At 42.3% G+C, this 18,857-nt stretch carries 11 protein-coding genes and 1 pseudogene; 7 read left to right on the plus strand and 5 right to left on the minus strand.

The genetic code is table 11. The features are described 5' to 3' along the window. Positions 1 to 55: 55 nt before the first annotated feature. Positions 56 to 6,718 (minus strand): HAMP domain-containing protein, encoded by a 6,663-nt coding sequence (locus tag V7K89_RS26070; protein WP_335192341.1) that lies wholly within the window; start codon positions 6,716 to 6,718, stop codon positions 56 to 58. 515 nt (positions 6,719 to 7,233) lie between these two features. Here V7K89_RS26070 and V7K89_RS36085 point away from each other — a divergent pair. Then, positions 7,234 to 7,647: an IS1 family transposase gene (locus V7K89_RS36085; protein ID WP_442941764.1), complete on the plus strand. Its 414-nt coding sequence runs from the start codon at positions 7,234 to 7,236 to the stop codon at positions 7,645 to 7,647. A 43-nt stretch (positions 7,648 to 7,690) separates the two neighbouring features. Here V7K89_RS36085 and V7K89_RS26080 read toward each other — a convergent pair whose 3' ends face one another. Next, entirely contained in the window at positions 7,691 to 7,924 is a 234-nt protein-coding gene (locus tag V7K89_RS26080; protein ID WP_289796246.1) for a hypothetical protein, read from the minus strand. Positions 7,925 to 8,045: 121 nt separating this feature from the next. After that, positions 8,046 to 9,896, minus strand: a complete 1,851-nt coding sequence (locus tag V7K89_RS26085; protein ID WP_335192343.1) for a S8 family peptidase — start codon at positions 9,894 to 9,896, stop codon at positions 8,046 to 8,048. A 119-nt stretch (positions 9,897 to 10,015) separates the two neighbouring features. Here V7K89_RS26085 and V7K89_RS26090 point away from each other — a divergent pair, with 119 nt between their 5' ends. Then, positions 10,016 to 10,450, plus strand: a complete 435-nt coding sequence (locus V7K89_RS26090; RefSeq protein ID WP_335192345.1) for a hypothetical protein — start codon at positions 10,016 to 10,018, stop codon at positions 10,448 to 10,450. A 325-nt stretch (positions 10,451 to 10,775) separates the two neighbouring features. On the opposite strand, the gene V7K89_RS26095 is transcribed toward V7K89_RS26090, so the two are convergent. Beyond that, positions 10,776 to 13,745 (minus strand): choice-of-anchor D domain-containing protein, encoded by a 2,970-nt coding sequence (locus tag V7K89_RS26095; RefSeq protein WP_335192347.1) that lies wholly within the window; start codon positions 13,743 to 13,745, stop codon positions 10,776 to 10,778. Positions 13,746 to 14,244: 499 nt separating this feature from the next. Here V7K89_RS26095 and V7K89_RS26100 point away from each other — a divergent pair, with 499 nt between their 5' ends. From V7K89_RS26100 to V7K89_RS26120, 5 genes and pseudogenes are all read left to right on the plus strand, one after another. Continuing rightward, positions 14,245 to 14,424: a hypothetical protein gene (locus tag V7K89_RS26100; RefSeq protein ID WP_335192349.1), complete on the plus strand. Its 180-nt coding sequence runs from the start codon at positions 14,245 to 14,247 to the stop codon at positions 14,422 to 14,424. A gap of 38 nt (positions 14,425 to 14,462) precedes the next feature. After that, entirely contained in the window at positions 14,463 to 15,323 is an 861-nt protein-coding gene (gene thiD, locus V7K89_RS26105) for a bifunctional hydroxymethylpyrimidine kinase/phosphomethylpyrimidine kinase (RefSeq protein WP_335192351.1), read from the plus strand. 265 nt (positions 15,324 to 15,588) lie between these two features. Next, entirely contained in the window at positions 15,589 to 16,194 is a 606-nt protein-coding gene (locus V7K89_RS26110; RefSeq protein WP_335192353.1) for a hypothetical protein, read from the plus strand. A gap of 359 nt (positions 16,195 to 16,553) precedes the next feature. Beyond that, positions 16,554 to 16,892: a P-II family nitrogen regulator gene (locus V7K89_RS26115; protein ID WP_012410794.1), complete on the plus strand. Its 339-nt coding sequence runs from the start codon at positions 16,554 to 16,556 to the stop codon at positions 16,890 to 16,892. A 566-nt stretch (positions 16,893 to 17,458) separates the two neighbouring features. Continuing rightward, positions 17,459 to 18,351, plus strand: a pseudogene (locus tag V7K89_RS26120) (IS630 family transposase). A 229-nt stretch (positions 18,352 to 18,580) separates the two neighbouring features. On the opposite strand, the gene V7K89_RS26125 reads toward V7K89_RS26120, so the two are convergent. Further along, the coding region (locus V7K89_RS26125) for a hypothetical protein (protein ID WP_335192355.1) at positions 18,581 to 18,857 on the minus strand (277 nt) is incomplete at its 5' end.

Here is an 18,857-nt window from a genome sequence, read left to right on the forward strand (position 1 = left end):
ATCTGTGAATGTCCTAACCACCAAGGCTGTTGCTATATCTGGAGTTTAGATCCGGTTAACGATATAGCCAAACACGTAACAGCGACAGCAATTGTTCGGTATCTACAGGTTTAGTGATGTAGTCTGATGCGCCGGCTTCAATACACTTCTCGCGATCGCCTAGCATGGCTTTAGCAGTCAGTGCAATAATCGGCAAAGACTTAAATCGATTGTTTTGGCGGATTGTACGTGTTGTTTCGTAACCATCCATTTCTGGCATCATTACGTCCATCAAAACGACATCAACATCTGGTGTATTTTCTAACAGGGTAATTCCCTCTCTGCCATTTTCAGCATATATAACCTCTATTTGATAACGCTCCAGCATACTAGTTAGAGCGAAGATATTCCGCATATCATCGTCTACAATTAGCGCTTTTTTGCCAGTGAGCAAGTAGTCTTGTGAATGCAGCTGTTCAAGTATTTGGCGTTTGGGTGCAGGTAAATTTGCTTGGACTCGGTGTAAAAATAATGCTGTTTCATCGAGAAGACGTTCGGGCGATCGCACATCTTTAATGATAATTGTCTCGGCAATTCGTCTGAGTTCTGTTTCTTGAGCTTTGCTAATTTCTCTACCTGTGTAGACAATAATTGGTAAAGTTTTACCGTGAGGTAGAAGCTTTATCTGCTCAATCAGTTCAAATCCACTCATGTCGGGTAGCCCTAAATCAAGAACCATACAATCAAAATGCTGGGTGCGAATAGCTTCTAGAGCTGCTGCACCGTCAGCCACAGCAGTGGTCACAACATCGCTGTTACCAATTAACTCAACAATACTCAGCCGTTGAGTATCATCATCTTCGACTACCAATAAATTTTTCACCTGGCGCTCAACAAAACCTTTAATTTTGGTCAACGCCTCAGATATTGTTTCGCTGGTTAAAGGCTTTTGCAGATATGCGATCGCACCTAATTTTAAACCGCGCTGTTTCCCTTCTTCAACAGTCATGATATGTACGGGAATGTGACGGGTATTTGGGTCATGTTTGAGACGATCCAATACCGTCCAACCATCCATTTCTGGCAACCGGATATCTAGCAAAATGGCTGAAGGTAGGAATTGCTGCGCTAGCATCAAACCTGTACTACCAGTTTGGGCAGCGATCACCTTGAATCCCTGCTGTTGCGCCATATCTAGCAGGATACGCACAAAATTAATGTCATCTTCGACAATTAGTAACACGCGATCGCCTCTTTCAATAGTACTGCGATCATCATTTATGAGTGTTGTTAGCGGTAGCGGGGCGTTTAGCCCGTGCTGAGTGCTGAGTGGAGAGTGCACAGAGACGCGATTAATCGCGTCTGTACTCAGTCGGGAGTAGGGAGTGCTAGATTGTGTTGATGTTGACTCAGCACTCAGCACTCGTGACTCAGCACTCACTTGTGGTAGGTAGAATGTAAAGGTGCTACCTTCACCAGGTTGACTGATTAGTTTTATTTCACCGCCGAAGAGACGGGCGATTTCGCGGCTAATTGATAAACCCAATCCGGTACCGCCGTATTTCCGACTGGTAGAGCCATCGGCTTGCTGGAATGCTTCAAAAATCACTTTCTGTTTTTCGGCGACAATGCCAATGCCTGTATCGCTAACTGAGAAAGCAATCACAAGCGGGGCACGATTTAAAGTTTCGTTGTCGTTGCTCCACCCTAGCTTGGCCACCGCAATCCGTAAGCGCACCTCCCCTTGCTCTGTAAATTTAAAAGCGTTGGAGAGGAGATTTTTCAACACCTGTTGTATGCGTTTGACATCTGTATAGATGCTGTTCGGCAATTCCGGAGTAAATTCAATTGCGAAAGCAAGTCCTTTACTATGAGCGATTTGTCGGAAGGTGCGCTCAATCTGCTCGCCCAAGTCTGTCAATGGCATTTGGGTCATGTCAATGGACATGGTTCCAGATTCAATTTTAGCGAGATCCAGAATGTCATTAATTAAGGCTAACAAGTCAGTACCGGCTGAGTAAATTGTCTGGCTGTATTCGACTTGCTTGGCGGTGAGGTTGCGATCGATATTATCTGTTAATAATTTCGCCAAAATTAACAAGCTGTTTAGCGGTGTCCGCAGTTCATGGGACATATTGGCGAGAAATTCTGATTTGTATTTTGAGGAGAGGGCCAGTTGTTCGGCTTTATCTTCTAAAGACAGTCTCGCTTGTTCAATTTCTTGATTTTTGTGCTCAACTTCTTTCTTCTGTATCGCCAACAGTTCTGCCTTTTCTTCTAATTCGGCGTTGGTTTGTTGCAGTTCCTCTTGCTGTCCTTTGAGTAAATCTTCAGAAGTTTTGAGTGATTGGGCTTGTTGTTCTAAGCGCTTATTGGTTTCCCGGAGTTCGCTTTGCTGGGTTTGGAGTTCTTCAGCCAAAGATTGCGATTGCTTGAGTAATTCTTCAGTTCGCATCGAGGCGGCGATCGTGTTGAGAACGATCGCGATACTTTCGGTAAGCTGGTCGAAGAATGTCAGATGAATTTCGCTAAAGCGGCGGAAGGATGCTAATTCTATCACTGCTGTCACCTGTCCTTCAAAGAGTACAGGTAACACCACAGCATTAAGTGGTGTGGCTTCTCCTAACCCAGAGGAAATTCTCACATAATCGCTGGGCACTTCCGTCAACAGAATTCGCTCTTTTTCTAAAGCGCATTGTCCCACCAAACCTTCACCCAAATGGAAGCGGTTAGCTAAATGTCTGCGTTCGCGGTAAGCGTAGCTACTGATTAGTTTCAAACACGGTGTATGTTCAACAAAGTCCATCAAGAAGAATACACCGTGTTGCGCTCCTACCAGAGGTGCGAGTTCTGAGAGAATCAGTTTAGATACGGTTTCCAAGTCTCGCTGACCTTGGAGCATTCGGGTAAACTTGGCTAAGTTTGTTTTCAACCAGTCTTGTTCGGTGTTTTTCTGCGTTGTTTCTCGCAGGTTGGCAATCATCTGATTGATGTTGTCTTTGAGTATCGCTACTTCTCCTAGTGCTTCGACGGCAATTGAACGAGTTAAATCGCCTTTAGTGACAGCTGTAGCAACTTCGGCGATCGCTCGCAACTGAGTTGTCAGTGTCGCAGCAAGTTCGTTTACATTATCGGTCAAATCTTTCCAAGTTCCAGCCGCCCCAGGTACTCTCGCTTGTCCGCCTAACTTCCCTTCAATTCCCACTTCCCGCGCTACTGTGGTTACTTGATTGGCAAATGTTGCTAGAGTATCAATCATCTCGTTGATTGTCTCTGCCAAAGTTTCAATTTCTCCCTTGGCATCTAACATCAGTTTCCGTTTCAAGTCACCGTTAGCAACGGCGGTGACAACTCTGGCGATACCGCGTACTTGGGCCGTTAAGTTCCCCGCCATTGAGTTAACGTTATCTGTTAAATCTTTCCAAGTCCCTGCCACACCTTGGACTTGTGCTTGTCCGCCCAACTTTCCTTCAGTTCCCACTTCCCGCGCCACCCGCGTTACTTCTGATGCAAAGGAACTAAGTTGATCCACCATCGTGTTGGTGGTGTTCTTCAAGTCCAAAATTTCGCCTTTGGCATCGACGGTAATTTTCTTAGATAAGTCGCCATTCGCTACCGCCTTGGTAACTTCCGCGATGTTGCGAACTTGTCCGGTGAGGTTCCCCGCCATCGAGTTAACGTTATCTGTTAAATCTTTCCAAGTGCCTGCTACTCCTCTAACGTAAGCTTGTACGCCCAATTTACCTTCCGTTCCCACCTCACGCGCAACCCTGGTAACTTCACTTGCAAAGGAATTAAGCTGATCCACCATTGTATTAATGGTATTTTTAAGTTCCTGAATTTCACCTTTGACATCGACGGTGATTTTCTTGGATAAGTCGCCGTTTGCGACGGCTGTGGTAACGTCAGCAATGTTTCGCACCTGTGCCGTCAAACTTCCCGCCATGAAATTTACGCTGTCGGTTAAATCCTTCCAAGTTCCGGCTACACCTTTAACTTCTGCTTGTACGCCCAGCTTACCTTCAGTTCCCACCTCACGCGCCACCCGCGTTACTTCACTTACAAAGGAATTGAGTTGATCCACCATCGTATTGACGGTGTTTTTCAACTCCAAAATTTCCCCTTTGACATCAACGGAGATTTTCTTAGATAAGTCGCCATTAGCTACGGCGGTGGTGACGGCGGCAATGTTTCGCACCTGTGCCGTTAAGCTTCCCGCCATGAAGTTGACACTGTCGGTTAAATCTTTCCAAGTGCCAGCCACACCCCGCACATCTGCTTGTACGCCTAATTTACCCTCACTTCCCACCTCACGCGCAACCCGTGTTACTTCACTTGCGAAGGAATTAAGTTGATCCACCATGATATTGATGGTATTTTTCAGTTCCAGAATTTCGCCTTTGACAGCAACAGTAATTTTCTTAGATAAATCACCATTAGCGATCGCAGTTGTCACTTCCGCTATGTTCCGCACTTGCGCCGTCAAGCTTCCCGCCATGAAGTTTACACTGTCAGTTAAATCTTTCCAAGTACCAGCAACGTCTTTGACTTCCGCTTGTACGCCCAATTTACCTTCAGTTCCCACCTCACGCGCGACTCGCGTCACTTCCGATGCAAAGGAACTGAGTTGATCCACCATCGTATTAATAGTATTTTTCAACTCCAAAATTTCACCTTTGACATCGACGGTGATTTTCTTGGATAAGTCGCCTGTTGCAACTGCCGTAGTCACTTCCGCAATATTCCGCACCTGTGCCGTTAAACTTCCCGCCATGAAGTTCACGCTGTCTGTCAAGTCTTTCCAAGTGCCAGCTACGCCCCGCACTTCTGCTTGCACGCCCAGTTTACCTTCACTTCCCACCTCACGGGCAACCCTTGTGACTTCTGATGCAAAGGAATTGAGTTGATCCACCATTGTGTTGATGGTATTTTTGAGTTCTAAAATTTCACCTCTGACATCGACAGTGATTTTCTTAGATAAATCGCCTGTTGCCACCGCCGTAGTCACTTCCGCAATATTTCGCACCTGTGCTGTTAAACTTCCCGCCATGAAGTTTACACTGTCAGTTAAATCTTTCCAAGTGCCAGCTACACCCTTGACATCGGCTTGCACGCCCAGTTTACCTTCACTGCCCACTTCCCGCGCAACCCTTGTAACTTCACTGGCAAAAGAACTGAGTTGATCCACCATGATATTGATGGTATTTTTAAGTTCGAGAATTTCACCTTTAACATCGACGGTAATTTTTTTAGATAAATCGCCATTGGCGATCGCAGTCGCAACTTCGGCAATATTTCGCACCTGTCCGGTGAGATTACCCGCCATTAAGTTAACGTTATCAGTTAAATCTTTCCAAGTACCCGCTACTCCCCGGACTTCTGCTTGTACGCCCAACTTACCTTCAGTTCCCACCTCACGCGCCACTCTTGTGACTTCCGATGCAAAGGAATTCAGTTGATCCACCATTGTGTTGATGGTGTTTTTCAACTCCAGAATTTCGCCTTTGACATCGACGGTGATTTTTTTAGATAAGTCACCATTTGCCACCGCCGTTGTCACTTCGGCAATATTCCGCACCTGTGCCGTCAAGCTTCCAGCCATGAAGTTTACACTATCGGTCAGGTCTTTCCACGTACCTGCTACCCCACGTACTTCTGCTTGACCGCCTAATTTACCTTCTGCACCCACCTCACGCGCAACTCTTGTTACTTCCGATGCAAAAGAATTCAGTTGATCCACCATGATGTTAACGGTGTTTTTCAACTCTAAAATCTCGCCTTTGACATCAACAGTGATTTTCTTAGAAAGGTCGCCATTCGCTACCGCCGTTGTTACTTCCGCAATGTTACGGACTTGGGCAGTCAAATTTCCTGCCATTAAGTTAACGTTATCAGTTAAATCCTTCCAAGTTCCGGCAACACCTTTAACTTCTGCTTGTACGCCTAACTTCCCTTCAGTTCCCACTTCACGGGCAACTCGCGTTACTTCCGATGCAAAAGAATTGAGTTGATCCACCATCGTATTGACGGTATTTTTGAGTTCGAGAATTTCGCCTTTGACATCGACAGTGATTTTTTTCGATAAGTCACCGTTAGCGATCGCAGTCGCAACTTCCGCAATGTTGCGAACTTGTCCGGTGAGATTACCCGCCATCAAGTTAACGTTATCAGTCAAATCCTTCCAAGTGCCAGCAACACCCTGGACTTCGGCTTGGACACCCAATTTACCTTCAGTTCCCACCTCACGCGCAACCCGCGTTACTTCCGATGCAAAAGAACCAAGACGATCTACCATCGTGTTGACAATATTAGCAGTTTGGAGAAACTCACCTTGCAGAGGTCTGCCATCAATTTCTGTAGGAATCGTTTGCGATAAGTCACCATTGGCGACAGACCGAATTACTCGCGTAGTTTCAGCTGTTGGTTGAACTAAATCTGTAATTAAAGTATTGACAGAAGTAACACAATCTGACCAGGAACCACGAACATCTCCAAGAAAGGCGCGATCGGCAATTTTGCCTTCTTTGCCAACAACGTTACCAATCCGTTGTAGTTCTGCCGCCATCCGCTGATTTTGATCGATTATACCATTGAGCGTATCAGCGATTTTTCCTGCTACACCAGTATGGTCTATGGGCATCCGAGCCGAGAAGTCACCCTGTTTAACAGCATTCAGCGTTCTTAACAGCTGATTTAAATCGAGATTGTCGCTGTCTCTAGTTAACTGTTCGGTTGCCATTACCTTATCCTTAATCTTGATTCTTGAAAAATTTTTTGTATTTTTTGCACCCCGTACTTATTTAGAGTACTTTTAGCTAATGCGTATCACAATAGAAAGCAGGCAATAAAAAGTGAATCAAACTAATTTTTATGGGTGCGAGTGTAAACAGTTGATAGAGACTGCTAACTAAATAGGCGTTGCATAATAAAGGGATGAATTAAGGTGTTATACTGAGCAGTGTCTACACTTTAAATCTACGTAGATCAGAAAAAACGGAAAGCGGCGAGGTAAATACAATCAGATATATGTTAAGTGTGGTCGTCAATTTATTGATGTTTATAGTCCACCAAGAGGCTACTCAAATCAGGTAAAACAAGCATGCCTAAAAGCCGACGTTAATGGTATGGGGCTGCGAGCCATTGAGCATGACAAAGGTGTTGATCATACAACTGTAATTTACTGGCTAAAACAAATCAGTGAGCAACTTCCAGATACACCATTAACACCCGAGATACCAACGGTTGGCGAGTTAAATGAACTGGAAACTTTTACCAGTTCAAAAAAACAAAATTTGGTTGTCGACAGCTGTAAATCACTTTTGTGTTGGCGAAGCCTCTCGAAGAGAAGGTATTCTAGCTTGGGTTTTAGGAAATCTCATAGTGCCGAAACATTTCAACCTTTGTGGTCGGAAAGTTTGCTGTTGGCAATGTTATTTCTACGTCACAGATGGATGGAAAGTTTATGTCAGTTTTATTCCACCAGCAGACCATATGATCAGCAAGATATATATCACCAGAGTAGAAGGTGAAAATACAAGGCTTAGACATTATCTGGCACGACTAGATCGAAAAACATTATGCTATTCCAAATCTCTAGATATGCTTAAATACTCGATTCGATTGTTACTTCACTACCTAAAGTATAGAGAAATACCTGTATTTACCTGAATCATTCCGCATTTATGCAACGCCGAAATTCTGAATTCCACAACTAATCAGAACTAATTACCTCAAAAGATTTGACCTCTAAGGCGGGGCCAATCATGGCAGTTGTCATGATATCTTCACGCACCTGTCCTTTAACTTTTGCTTTTTGTCCGGCTTTGAGTAAGTCTTTGTCAGCCCCTCTGAGGATTTCGTAAGTAACGCCCTCTTCTGTAACTAACGCCCATGCGCCTGTACCAATATCACGACGTTCGACTGTACCTGTAAGTGTAATGCTCATAACAGTTCTGAGTGCTGAGTGGTGAAGTTAGAAGTTAGGAGTAGAGATGCGATTAATCGCGTCTGTTAGGAGTTAGGAGTAAGGAGTTATTAAGAATTCTTTCCCACTCCCCACTCCCCGTTTACGCAATTTTCTCTTCGTTTTTCAATGCTAAACTAACAAGTCCATAACAGACTAAGGCATTAGCAATGAGGAAGAGACGTGCTAAGTTACCACTTCCCAATCCCCAAACTGTCGGCTCGAAAAACGCACTTGTAGTTAAGCACGCTGCTACACCTAAAGTTGAACCAATGGCAAACCATTTCCAACTAGGATGTCCCAGCAGCAATGCCATCAACATAATGGGAATCAGTACACTGGCAAATAGGGGATTTAATGCATCAGTTCCCTGGAGAGTATTGCCTAATTCGGGAATTGAACTGCCCAAAAGCCGAAAAGGCCATTGCGGAAGATCAAAAATATAGATTCCCTTGAGAAAGAATAATCCAGAACTGCCAGCAATAAGTCCACTGGATAAAGACCAACTCCAAGTGAAGGGGAAATAAACGCGTAAAAACCAAGCCAGCAGATAGGAACCAACTACCATTAAAACCTTAGGTAACAGTGCGATCGCACCACCATCAATCCAAAAGCCGGGGTTAAGATAGCCGCTATCCCGTAACCACCGAAAGAAATCTGGGAAACTGATTTGGCCGCTAAAGGCTAGTTTGACTGCTGCTTGTGCATTAAGTTGTCCAGCGCCATAATAGTTCAAACCATCATCCTGGATAACTCGTGCCGACTGCTTGAGGACTTTTAAAACTTCATCTGGTTCTTTGATGCCAGCAGCTTTAATTAATGCCGCAACACCAGCAACGTGGGGAGAAGCCATGCTTGTACCCTGGAAGCCCAGAAATACGCCTTCGCCTTTTTCGTCAATGGTTTCTTGGAGAATCTTACCAGCTTCACTACCACCAGGAGCAGAGATATCTACCCCTGCACCAAAATTAGAATAGGGCGCTCTTTCGCCATCTGGGCCAATTGCCGAAACGCCGATTACATAGGGATAGCGGGCTGGATAGCTTGCTCCATTGGTGTTTTCATTTCCGGCTGCGGCAATAATAACAACACCTTTTCTATGGGCATACTCGATCGCATCTTTCATCAACTTGCTTTCACCGCCACCACCCAAGCTCATATTAATCACATCTGCGCCTTTATCAGCAGCAAATTTAATCGCTTCGGCAATATCAGCAACGGTACCACCGCCATAAGAACTGAGTACCTTCAGGGGCATTAGATTGGCTTCGTAGGCAATTCCAGCGACGCCATATTTGTTATTTGTGGCTTGAGCAATAGTTCCGGCAACATGGGTACCGTGACCATTATCGTCTGTGGCTTCTTCTCTGTCGTTAACAAAATCATAGCCTTTGACGAATTTTGTCTCATACAAGTCGCGAACCTTGGTAATTCCAGTGTCAATAACTGCGACTGTAATGCCACTGCCTTTGGTTTGACTCCATGCGCCTTCAATACCGATTTTGTGCAAGTTCCACTGCTTGCTATAATATTGGTCATTGGGGCCAGTTAATGAAGGACTTGCTTCTTCATCTTCTTGGGGTGTTAAAAATTCACCTAGCCAAGCGGTTTTACCTGGTTGTGGAATCTTGTTGTAGATATAGTTTGGTTCAATGAATTCTGTCGCTTGGGCAAACTGAGATTTTTTTAGTTCTTGGAGCCGTTGGCGATCGCCCTTGATAATATACACATTATCTTTTTTGGAAAACTTGTTGTCTAATTGGGGTGTAACGTTGTATTGTTTGGCGATCGCTTGCAGATTCTGTTCCACCACAAGTGATGGAATATCTTCCCGAAAATCAAGCAAAATCGTCTCAAACTCTCCTTTAGCTGCCAATCCCTGAAAATTCAGGAAACTAAATATGGCAGTTCCCAGCCCAATGACAAACAAGCACAATAATATAAGTTTTCTCATATTAACTCATCACCGCTTTTTGCCAGTTTGCTCACTACCATAACTTATCTGCATCCCTTGTTGGTAGATTTTGCACTTTTAGTTACAAGTTTTATTCAGGAATCAGGATTTTTTTAACGATGGAACGTGGTCTTTTGTGGTTGCCCCTGTTAGTAATGTTTTTCTGGTTAGCTTGGCAAGGCTCGAAGGAGTATCAAAAAGTCGAAGCCTATCGCCTCTGGGCAGAACAATTTGAACGGGCTAAGTATGATATTTCTGCTGTATTGGGTCAAAAAGATAACAATATAACTTGGGGAAAACCCACGCCTCAAGGGCCGATTAAACTAGAAACATTCTCCTTGCTTGATATCAAACAAATCCAGGTATTAGTAGATGAAAAATCAGTAGATGTAAACAATCCACCTGAAAAAGGTCGTTCTATAGAATTAGAATTTATATTTTCCGAATCTACTAACTCAGTGCGGGTTCCGTTTACAGAAATCCCTTTGGCAGCAGAATGGGGTAAGTTTTTGCAGGGGCTATTACAAGACTTGCGATCGCAACCACAGCAATAGTTATATTAAAACTATAAGTGATAAATAAGACGGCTATTTCTGGTCAAAAAGTTAGATCGTTAGTGGTGATATTATTCATGGGCAACGACGTTTTTATTAGAAAGATGTTTTTTGGAATGGCTTTTACTTGACTACGATTTACTCAACATCTCAATAAATTAAATATATATTATCCAAAACCCTTGTAGAGACGTAGCTGTGCTACATCTCTACATTCTTTCTCACCAGATATTGCGCTCCTATGGGTGTGGTCTATCTAATTTAAAGCCGTCTTAAAACTCGATTCATGTTTGGATTACACTTGCATTCAGTTGACCCGACCCAGCTATGCTTGAATGATGAAGTCAGAGGCAGTAAGAGAGGGCGCACCAGTAAGTTGTGCAAATTGACCACCACTGCCGAAACCAGCAGCGCTACCATTTTGATTGTAAAATAACTGCCCAGTCATACGGTCGTAAACAATTACAGCATCGCTAACTGCCCCTAAACTAGTGATTTGAAAATCACTGGCGTTACTAAAACCCGTTCCTACATCAGAAGTAATAGCACTAAAGGTAGTCTTATCGAGGACAATCTTATCACCTTGAGAGTGATTGAAGTCAGCGATAGTATCAATACCCACAACAGCGCTATTAAAGATAGAATTGGTGTCGTAGAGGAAAGAGTCAGCACCTGTACTACCCACAAGAGTATCGTTGCCCTGTCCACCAATTAGAAGATCGTTGCCAGTACCACCCCGCAGCAGGTCGTCACCACCGCTGCCATCAATGGTATCATTACCCCCTTGACCATTAATCACATCGTTGGAACTGTAAAAACCGCTAATGTTATTGTTCAAGTCATTCAGGAAAGTGACAGTGTTTGCTGTAGAAATATACGTTTGAGTGGAGTTGGCCTTAATCACATCAAAGCTTTTGGTAACACTGTCTTCTCCGTCAAAGATGATATTGCCAATGGCAGGTCTTGTTGTCGATGCGTCTAAGTTGTCTAGGTTTTCTAACTTAAAGTTTTGCAGAGTAACTTTGGTATTGGCCACATTTCCAAAAGTGACTTCTAAATTGTTACCATTTTGAGTTAATTGCAGATTTCTTGCAGTCAATTCAGTCCCAATAAATTGCAAGGTGTCTACTTTAGCAATTACCGCAGCCGAAGGGTTTGAGCTAGTACCTACACCACCAAAGTCAGTGATGCTGTAATTTCCATCGCCTCGTCGGATAGTAAAGGTGTCATTGTCGTCAGTGCCATTGAGAACTTTGATTCCCGGGGCAGGAGCAGATCTAACTGTGCCACTAATGGCAAAGTTAAAGGAGCTTTCATCAATATCGTTGTTTTTTAAACTGAAGTTGCCACTATAAGTACCTGCTGTAGTGGGGTTAAGTGCCACCGATATAGTAGTAGAAGCATTAACAGCCACGCTCTTTGGAAGAGTTCCGACTAAACTAAATCCCTTTGGAAGTGTAAGATCACTTAGCTTGAGTGCGCCTGTACCGGTGTTCTTGATAGTAAAGGTTTTGGTTAAGGTATCACCAACAGTCGTTTCACCAAAGTTAATGGCGGTGGTGTCACCATCTGTAATATCAACAGTGCCATTGAGAACTTGAATTTCCGGGGTATAAACTGTACCACTAATGGCAAAGTCAAAGGGGCTTTCATTCGTATCGTTGTTGTCTAAACTGAGGCTGCCACTATAGATGCCGGGTGCAGTGGGGTTGAGTGCCACTGCTATGGTGGTGGAAGCATTAGCAGCTACCTTCGTTGGAAAAGTTCCGACTAAACTAAATCCGTCGGGAAGTTTAAGATTACTCAGATTGAGTACAGCTATACCGGTGTTCTTGATAGTAAAGGTTTTAGTCAAGGGTTCACCAACAAGAGTCTCACCAAAGTCAATGGCGGTGTTGCCATCTATAATGTCAATATTGCCATTAAGAACTTGAATTTCTGGGGTTTTGGTAGAGCTGCGCGGAGCTTCGTATGCACCAATATCAATGACTGTACTGCCATTACCATCACCATCCTGAGGAGTCCTCTTAGTGATGCTATTAAAAGCATTAGAACCACCATCGATCGCAACACTTCCAGGTTTGAGTGCAAAATTCCCTTTGTCTGCATCAACAAATTGAGGATCTTGACCCAAAATATTTTGTAGCCCTGTAGCGTTTAAATTATCTGAAGCTTGGAATACATTCGAGTTATAAACAAGATTGCGATCGAAGATGACATTTGTGGCATACTTGATTCTATTAGCATTTTGATTGTCGCTTGCATACAAAATGTTATTGTAGACACGTACATTTTCCGAGTAAGTAACACTAATCTCTCCAGATTCTGGAAGAACCTGGGCATTCTTATAAGCCGTGTTATTGATAACATCAACATTGGTAGCTTTGAAAACATTAATACCTGCACCTCCATTGTTGTAAGTAATGTTATTTGCAATTAATGCCTTACCTGTATAAGCCACATTATCTTTGCTGGTATTGGTAGTATCAAGCATAATCCCATGTCCCTCAGTGATTTTGTCAGTGCCTCCTGCTTTCCACGGAACTAAACTTTGGTTATCGTAGACAATGTTGTCTCGAAAAATCATTCTATAATCAGTAGTATTGTTATCAAAATTAAAACTGTTGAGAGAGGTTATTCCCTGATTGCCGTGAGCCGAATACCAAGCGTTTCCAGACACAATGTTTTTCTCAACAGTTATATAGTCTGAATTACTGAATGCTATGCCTCCACCTGGAAAGTCATGGATTGTGTTACCAGTGATGACAATATGATGAGGATTAGTACCACTTACACCCTCGGCGTTTTTCGATACATTAACAGCAATTCCATTACTATTGGTCAAGGGATTCTTAAGGTTATCCTTCTCTTGCAAGGCATATTCGAGAGTGATGTTTTCCCGATTGCCTTTTATATCAAGTCCTTCAATCCGCACATAGGATGAACTTAATATATTAATGCCACTTCCCGTTGTTGTTATCGTAGGCGTAGCTCCTGGATAAGCTTTTATTGTTGTCCAGTTATTTGGTGAGCCATTCAAGTTTAAAAGCGTAACCCCTTTCATTTGATAATTTCCATTCATGACGTAGAGTGTGTCGCCTGCTTTCATCTCATACACGGCTCTACCCAAGGTAAGAAATGCAGATTTTTCGTCTAAGCCATTATTTTTATCACTGCCTGTTGCAGAAACGTAATATGTATTGCCAGCCATGTGTTTACTCCGAATATATATAGGGGAAATTGGTAGTACAGTGCAACTTTCTTCAGTTGCTAAGTAGTTATTTGAATGAGTCATTTATCTGCACTGTTAAGGACAGTCGCAGCTGCCCAATCGCGACTTGAAATCGCGTCGTTTGTAGAAACACTTTTGTAAAACTTAAAATTTTTCTTCTATCAACCGTTAATGGTTAAAATAGGAATGTCGATACTGTCAATCGTCAGTGTTTTATTGAAGATGATCGACCAATTTGGACGCAGACAATGCAGCGCAAAGCTAAAGACATTTTCTGTCATCTCTGCGTTTGTTGAGTGGTCAAAGTTGAATTGGTTGAAACTTTAGTAGGTTTACCCCTTAACTTAAGGGAACTAATGTAACAACTTAGTCGAACTTGTTGTATGCGGTGTAACTGAGCCTTGTGAACTCATGTATTAAAACTAACCTTCATATAAAGAATTTAAACCAGTGAATACGCTGAATAGAGTTATTTTTTTTACAACATTTTCAAAAAAATTATGGGGATGTTGTGCTGGAGTCCTGTTAATTTTCAGAGTTATATGGGAGTGGAGAGCGCTTTGTGCAAGGATTTGATGAAGTTTTTCTAAAAATTTTTAAAGAAGCGATCGCTTCTTTAGCAAGTACCTCGCTACCATTAACAGCACTTTCAAGTCAGGTTGTGGCAAATCTTTGTGGTTGCGATCAGGAAGGAGGTTGGAAGGAAGAGGGTTTTAACCTAGTTCATCAATCTTTGAGATAGTTTGGTTTGATAACGCCAACTTACTTAATCTTCATAATATGAACACTGAAATAAACTCCAGAATGCCTGTTGCTTTAACTATTGCTGGTTCAGATAGCGGTGGCGGTGCAGGAATTCAAGCTGATTTACGTACCTTTGCTTTTCACTGTGTCCACGGTACTAGTGCTATAACCTGCGTCACGGCACAAAACACTCTAGGAGTGAAGAGAGTTGATGCTATGCCAACAGAGGCTGTTGTGGCGCAAATTCAGGCAGTAGTTGAGGATATTGGCGTACAAGCTGCCAAAACAGGAATGTTGCTCAATCAGGAAATTATCTTTGCTGTTGCCCAGCAAGTGGAAGCTTTACAAATCAATAATTTAGTAGTTGATCCAGTAATGGTGTCACGCACGGGAGCACAATTGATTGATGATGATGCTGTAAAGACTCTGTACCATGCCCTGATTCCTAAAGCAGTTATAATTACGCCCAATCGCTATGAAGCCCAGATTTTGAGCGGTTTACAAATTAATTGTTTAGAGGATATGCAAGCTGCTGCTGAAATTATTCACAAGACTTTAAAGACAAAGGTTGTTTTAGTTAAAGGCGGAGGTATGCAGGGAGATTTGCGTGGCGTTGATATCTGGTTTGATGGGGACAAGTTGGAAGTTTTGACTTGCCAACAAGTAGAGACAAAAAATACCCACGGTACTGGTTGTACACTATCAGCTGCGATCGCTGCTAATCTAGCTAAAGGAAAAGATCTGTGGCAGGCAGTGCAACAGGCAAAGGAATATGTGACTACCGCGCTCACTTACGCTCTAAATATTGGCGAAGGACAAGGCCCTGTAGGGCACTTCTTCCCATTGTTGGGACTGGGGGCTAAAACTCGGGAGTGGGAACTAGAGACTAGGGACTGAGGATTAGGGAGTGGGGAAGATGGGGAGACAAGGTGACAGGGTGACTTGAGTGAGAACTTGCAATAAGTCTTTCCCCTTGTCCCCAATTCTTCTTGTCTTCTTGTCCTCTCTAGCAATACCCAATAACCAATCCCCAATTCCCAAATAAAAAATCTTTGCCCTTTCGGTATTTTTCTATTATTCTTGGGCATAGTTTCAGGGGTGACTATCTCTGTTAGCATCTCTGTACGATCTAATTACTTTGATTTTTAATACCAAGCCCCCGATGCGAACAACCATAGGTTCTGTTCACAGGAATTCGCCAACACCGACTACTCAAGCCTACCCTCCCTCTGTACCACTATCTGTATACAGGGAATTGTCAACAGAGTTGCAAGCAGTACAAGCAAGGCTAAATGCACTCACCATTCAAAATCAGCAACTAGCACAAGAAAATCAACTATTGCGTCAAGAAATTACCAAAGTCGTTGAGTCTTTTTCTCGTTTGCAAAATTTTGTGGACTCCCATACTACACCTAGTTATCACCAAGCCAACCAAGCTTCTGGTGACGTTAAAAGTGCTGCCAAACAGCCAGTAACACAAGCACGTCCACCTCAGCAGGTTTCTCGTTCGCGTCCATCGGTTGTGCCCAAAACACCACGTGAAAAAAGCCGCCAAGACTTTTCTACACCTGTAATGGAAATGAATTTCCCGATACCAGAACCAGTTTTTATAGAAGAGCAACAAGTAAGTTATCATTCCACTACTGAGCCAGATGTCAAGGAACTCAATGGCTGGTGGTTAATTATTACTATCTTGTTAATTATGCTGACTGCCTTTAGTGCTGGGTATTTCGTTGTGCGTCCCTTATTTGAACATCAGAAACGTTAGTTGACATTTCATAGTCAGCAGTAGTAGCAGGCTTTCGGGCTACCGTGTAGTTTGGCTGCAATCACTCTCTAAATATCCGAACAAATATGCTAAATAGCGGTAACGAGCTATTTTTAGGTTATAAAAGCTACATAAAATGCTAAATTGACAACAACTTCTTTATGTTAGAACCTCAAAGATTATCCAATTAATAAATCCTTGCCACTTCTCATGTCCCAAATCCTCAAGTAAAGCACTTATACTTTAAAAAAGTTGTAATTATTACATATTTTTTAGGAAAAGCACTGCTAGTTACAGCTTCAGACAGCGGATCTGGTTAGATATATAAACGAAGCTAGTAGAAGTCAGGAGTCAAGAAGATGAAAAAAGTAGAAGCTATTATCCGCCCATTTAAGCTAGATGAGGTGAAAATTGCCTTAGTTAACGCTGGTATTGTTGGCATGACTGTTTCTGAAGTCCGGGGGTTCGGACGGCAGAAAGGTCAAACTGAACGGTATCGCGGTTCTGAGTACACTGTTGAGTTTCTGCAAAAACTTAAAGTGGAAATCGTCGTTGACGACAATCAGGTTGATATGGTAGTAGACAAAATTATTGCTGCTGCCCGTACTGGTGAAATTGGCGATGGTAAAATTTTCATCTCGCCTGTTGAGCAAGTGATCCGGATTCGCACCGGCGAAAAAAACACAGAAGCAGTTTGAGTACTAAATACTGAGTACTGAGTACCAGTATAGTGGGCCTTGCTGAATAGTAGGATGAAATATATCGAAAATGTTAACTTTGAGATAGTCTTTCATTTCTTAAATCAGCAACGCCTTTTATTGAGTTTGAAATGGATACAAAAAAAGTAAGAAACAGTAACGAAAGTTTTTTACTTAGTTGCGCTTTTTGTCTTATGGTTTATATTTTCATCTACTAATGCTATGCAATCTAGTTAGTGGGTTGGGCTTCAATGGGATTACTTGGCATACATTATTCGTTCAACTACTACTTATAGGTGGATTTTCAGTGTTACCAATAGGACTAGGAAGTGGCTGAAATCAACCTTGTATCATCATTTGGTGGAATAAATAATCAATAACCTCTTTTAGTACTTTACGGGATCTAATAGATATTTTCCAAGTATCCCTCTTTTGTCAACTTTGGGAGAATCCAATCGCTGAAATCCTTTCGGAGCTTTAGTTTTCAGTTTTTGGCTCCAAACTTTAGTTATAGCAGTCGAAGTATAACTTAGGACATAATAGAAATAAATAAGCTTCAAAAACAGATGCCAGCGTCTTATAGTTACGATTTGAGAACTAAAGTGATTAATGCGATTGATGGAGGAATGGGAGAAACTTAAGCGAGTCGCATCTTTAAAATTAGTCGGAATACAATAGACACCTGGTTAAAGAAGAGAAAATATTCAGGAGACTATCAGGCAAAAGTCGGATATCAACAAGGATATAAGCCGAAAATTACCGATTTAGAGGAATTTCAGCGATTCGTTCAGTTAAATGGTAGCAAAACTCAAGAAGAAATGGCAGAAGCTTGGCCAGAAGATATTAGCGATGCCTTCGGCGAGCTACGCTAACGCACTATAGGAAAAGCCTTAAAAAAAATTGGTTATACTCGAAAAAAAACTTACGGTTATCGAGAAAGGGATGAAAACAAAAGGTCGGAATTTCGAGCCAAAATCAGCCAAAAACAATGCTCACAACTAGTCTACGTCGACGAACCCCGAATGGATAATTGAGAAGATTATGGTTATGGATGGAATCCTAAAGGCAAAAGATTTCACGATTTAAAATCAGGGAAAAGAAACATTAGAGTTAGTATTATGAGTGGTTTATGTCAAGGGAAGTTAATTGCTCCATTGACATTTGAAGGTTCAAGGAACATCGTTTAATTTTTGAGAAATGGCTCGAAGAAAAACTACTACCTGAACTCAAATCAGGACAGACAGTTATTTTAGATAATGCCACTTTCCACAAATCTCAGAGAATTCGTGAATTAATTGAATCAGCTGGCTGCGAAATTGAGTATTTACCACCTTACTCTCCTGATTTTAACGAGATTGAGCATTATTGGTTTCCCATAAAAAATCGAGTTAGAAAATCAGAAGGCACTATCGAAGACTTTCGGAAGAGAGTTGATACAGCTATTCGTTTAACGTCCTAACCTATACTTCGATTGCTATACTGTTAGAAAATAAAGGTTCAAAGCTCGACCAAATCAAAGTTTCAGAATCTTGCTTTGATTATTGTTTTCCGAGAGTGACAAAAGAGGGATATTTGTAAAAAGTTCATTGTCACTAACTACCAAATAGCTATCGCTTCTGTTGCTTATGATCTCAACGGGAAATTCAACTAAAGAGAATTTGGGCTTAGTGCATCTATATTCTCCATAGTCAGCTTGAAGTGAGTAAACTTGATTCCGAGAAAATCCCCTTGTATTTTCCCTTAAGAAAATCTGCATATACAGGGTGAAGCGAATCTAAAAAAATATGAGATTTACCAGGCAATATCCAAAAAGTTCCTTTGAAAAAACTATTTGGCTCTCCAATAACTTCATTATATTCCCAACATTCTATATTTATAGCAACCGCCAGGTTGGTTAGGACACTAAACTCAGAACATACTCCATTGCCGCTCGCAAGGTAGGGAAGTACTCCAGTTGCTTGCGGA

This window comes from Nostoc sp., from assembly GCF_036917515.1.
GTDB lineage: Bacteria > Cyanobacteriota > Cyanobacteriia > Cyanobacteriales > Nostocaceae > Nostoc.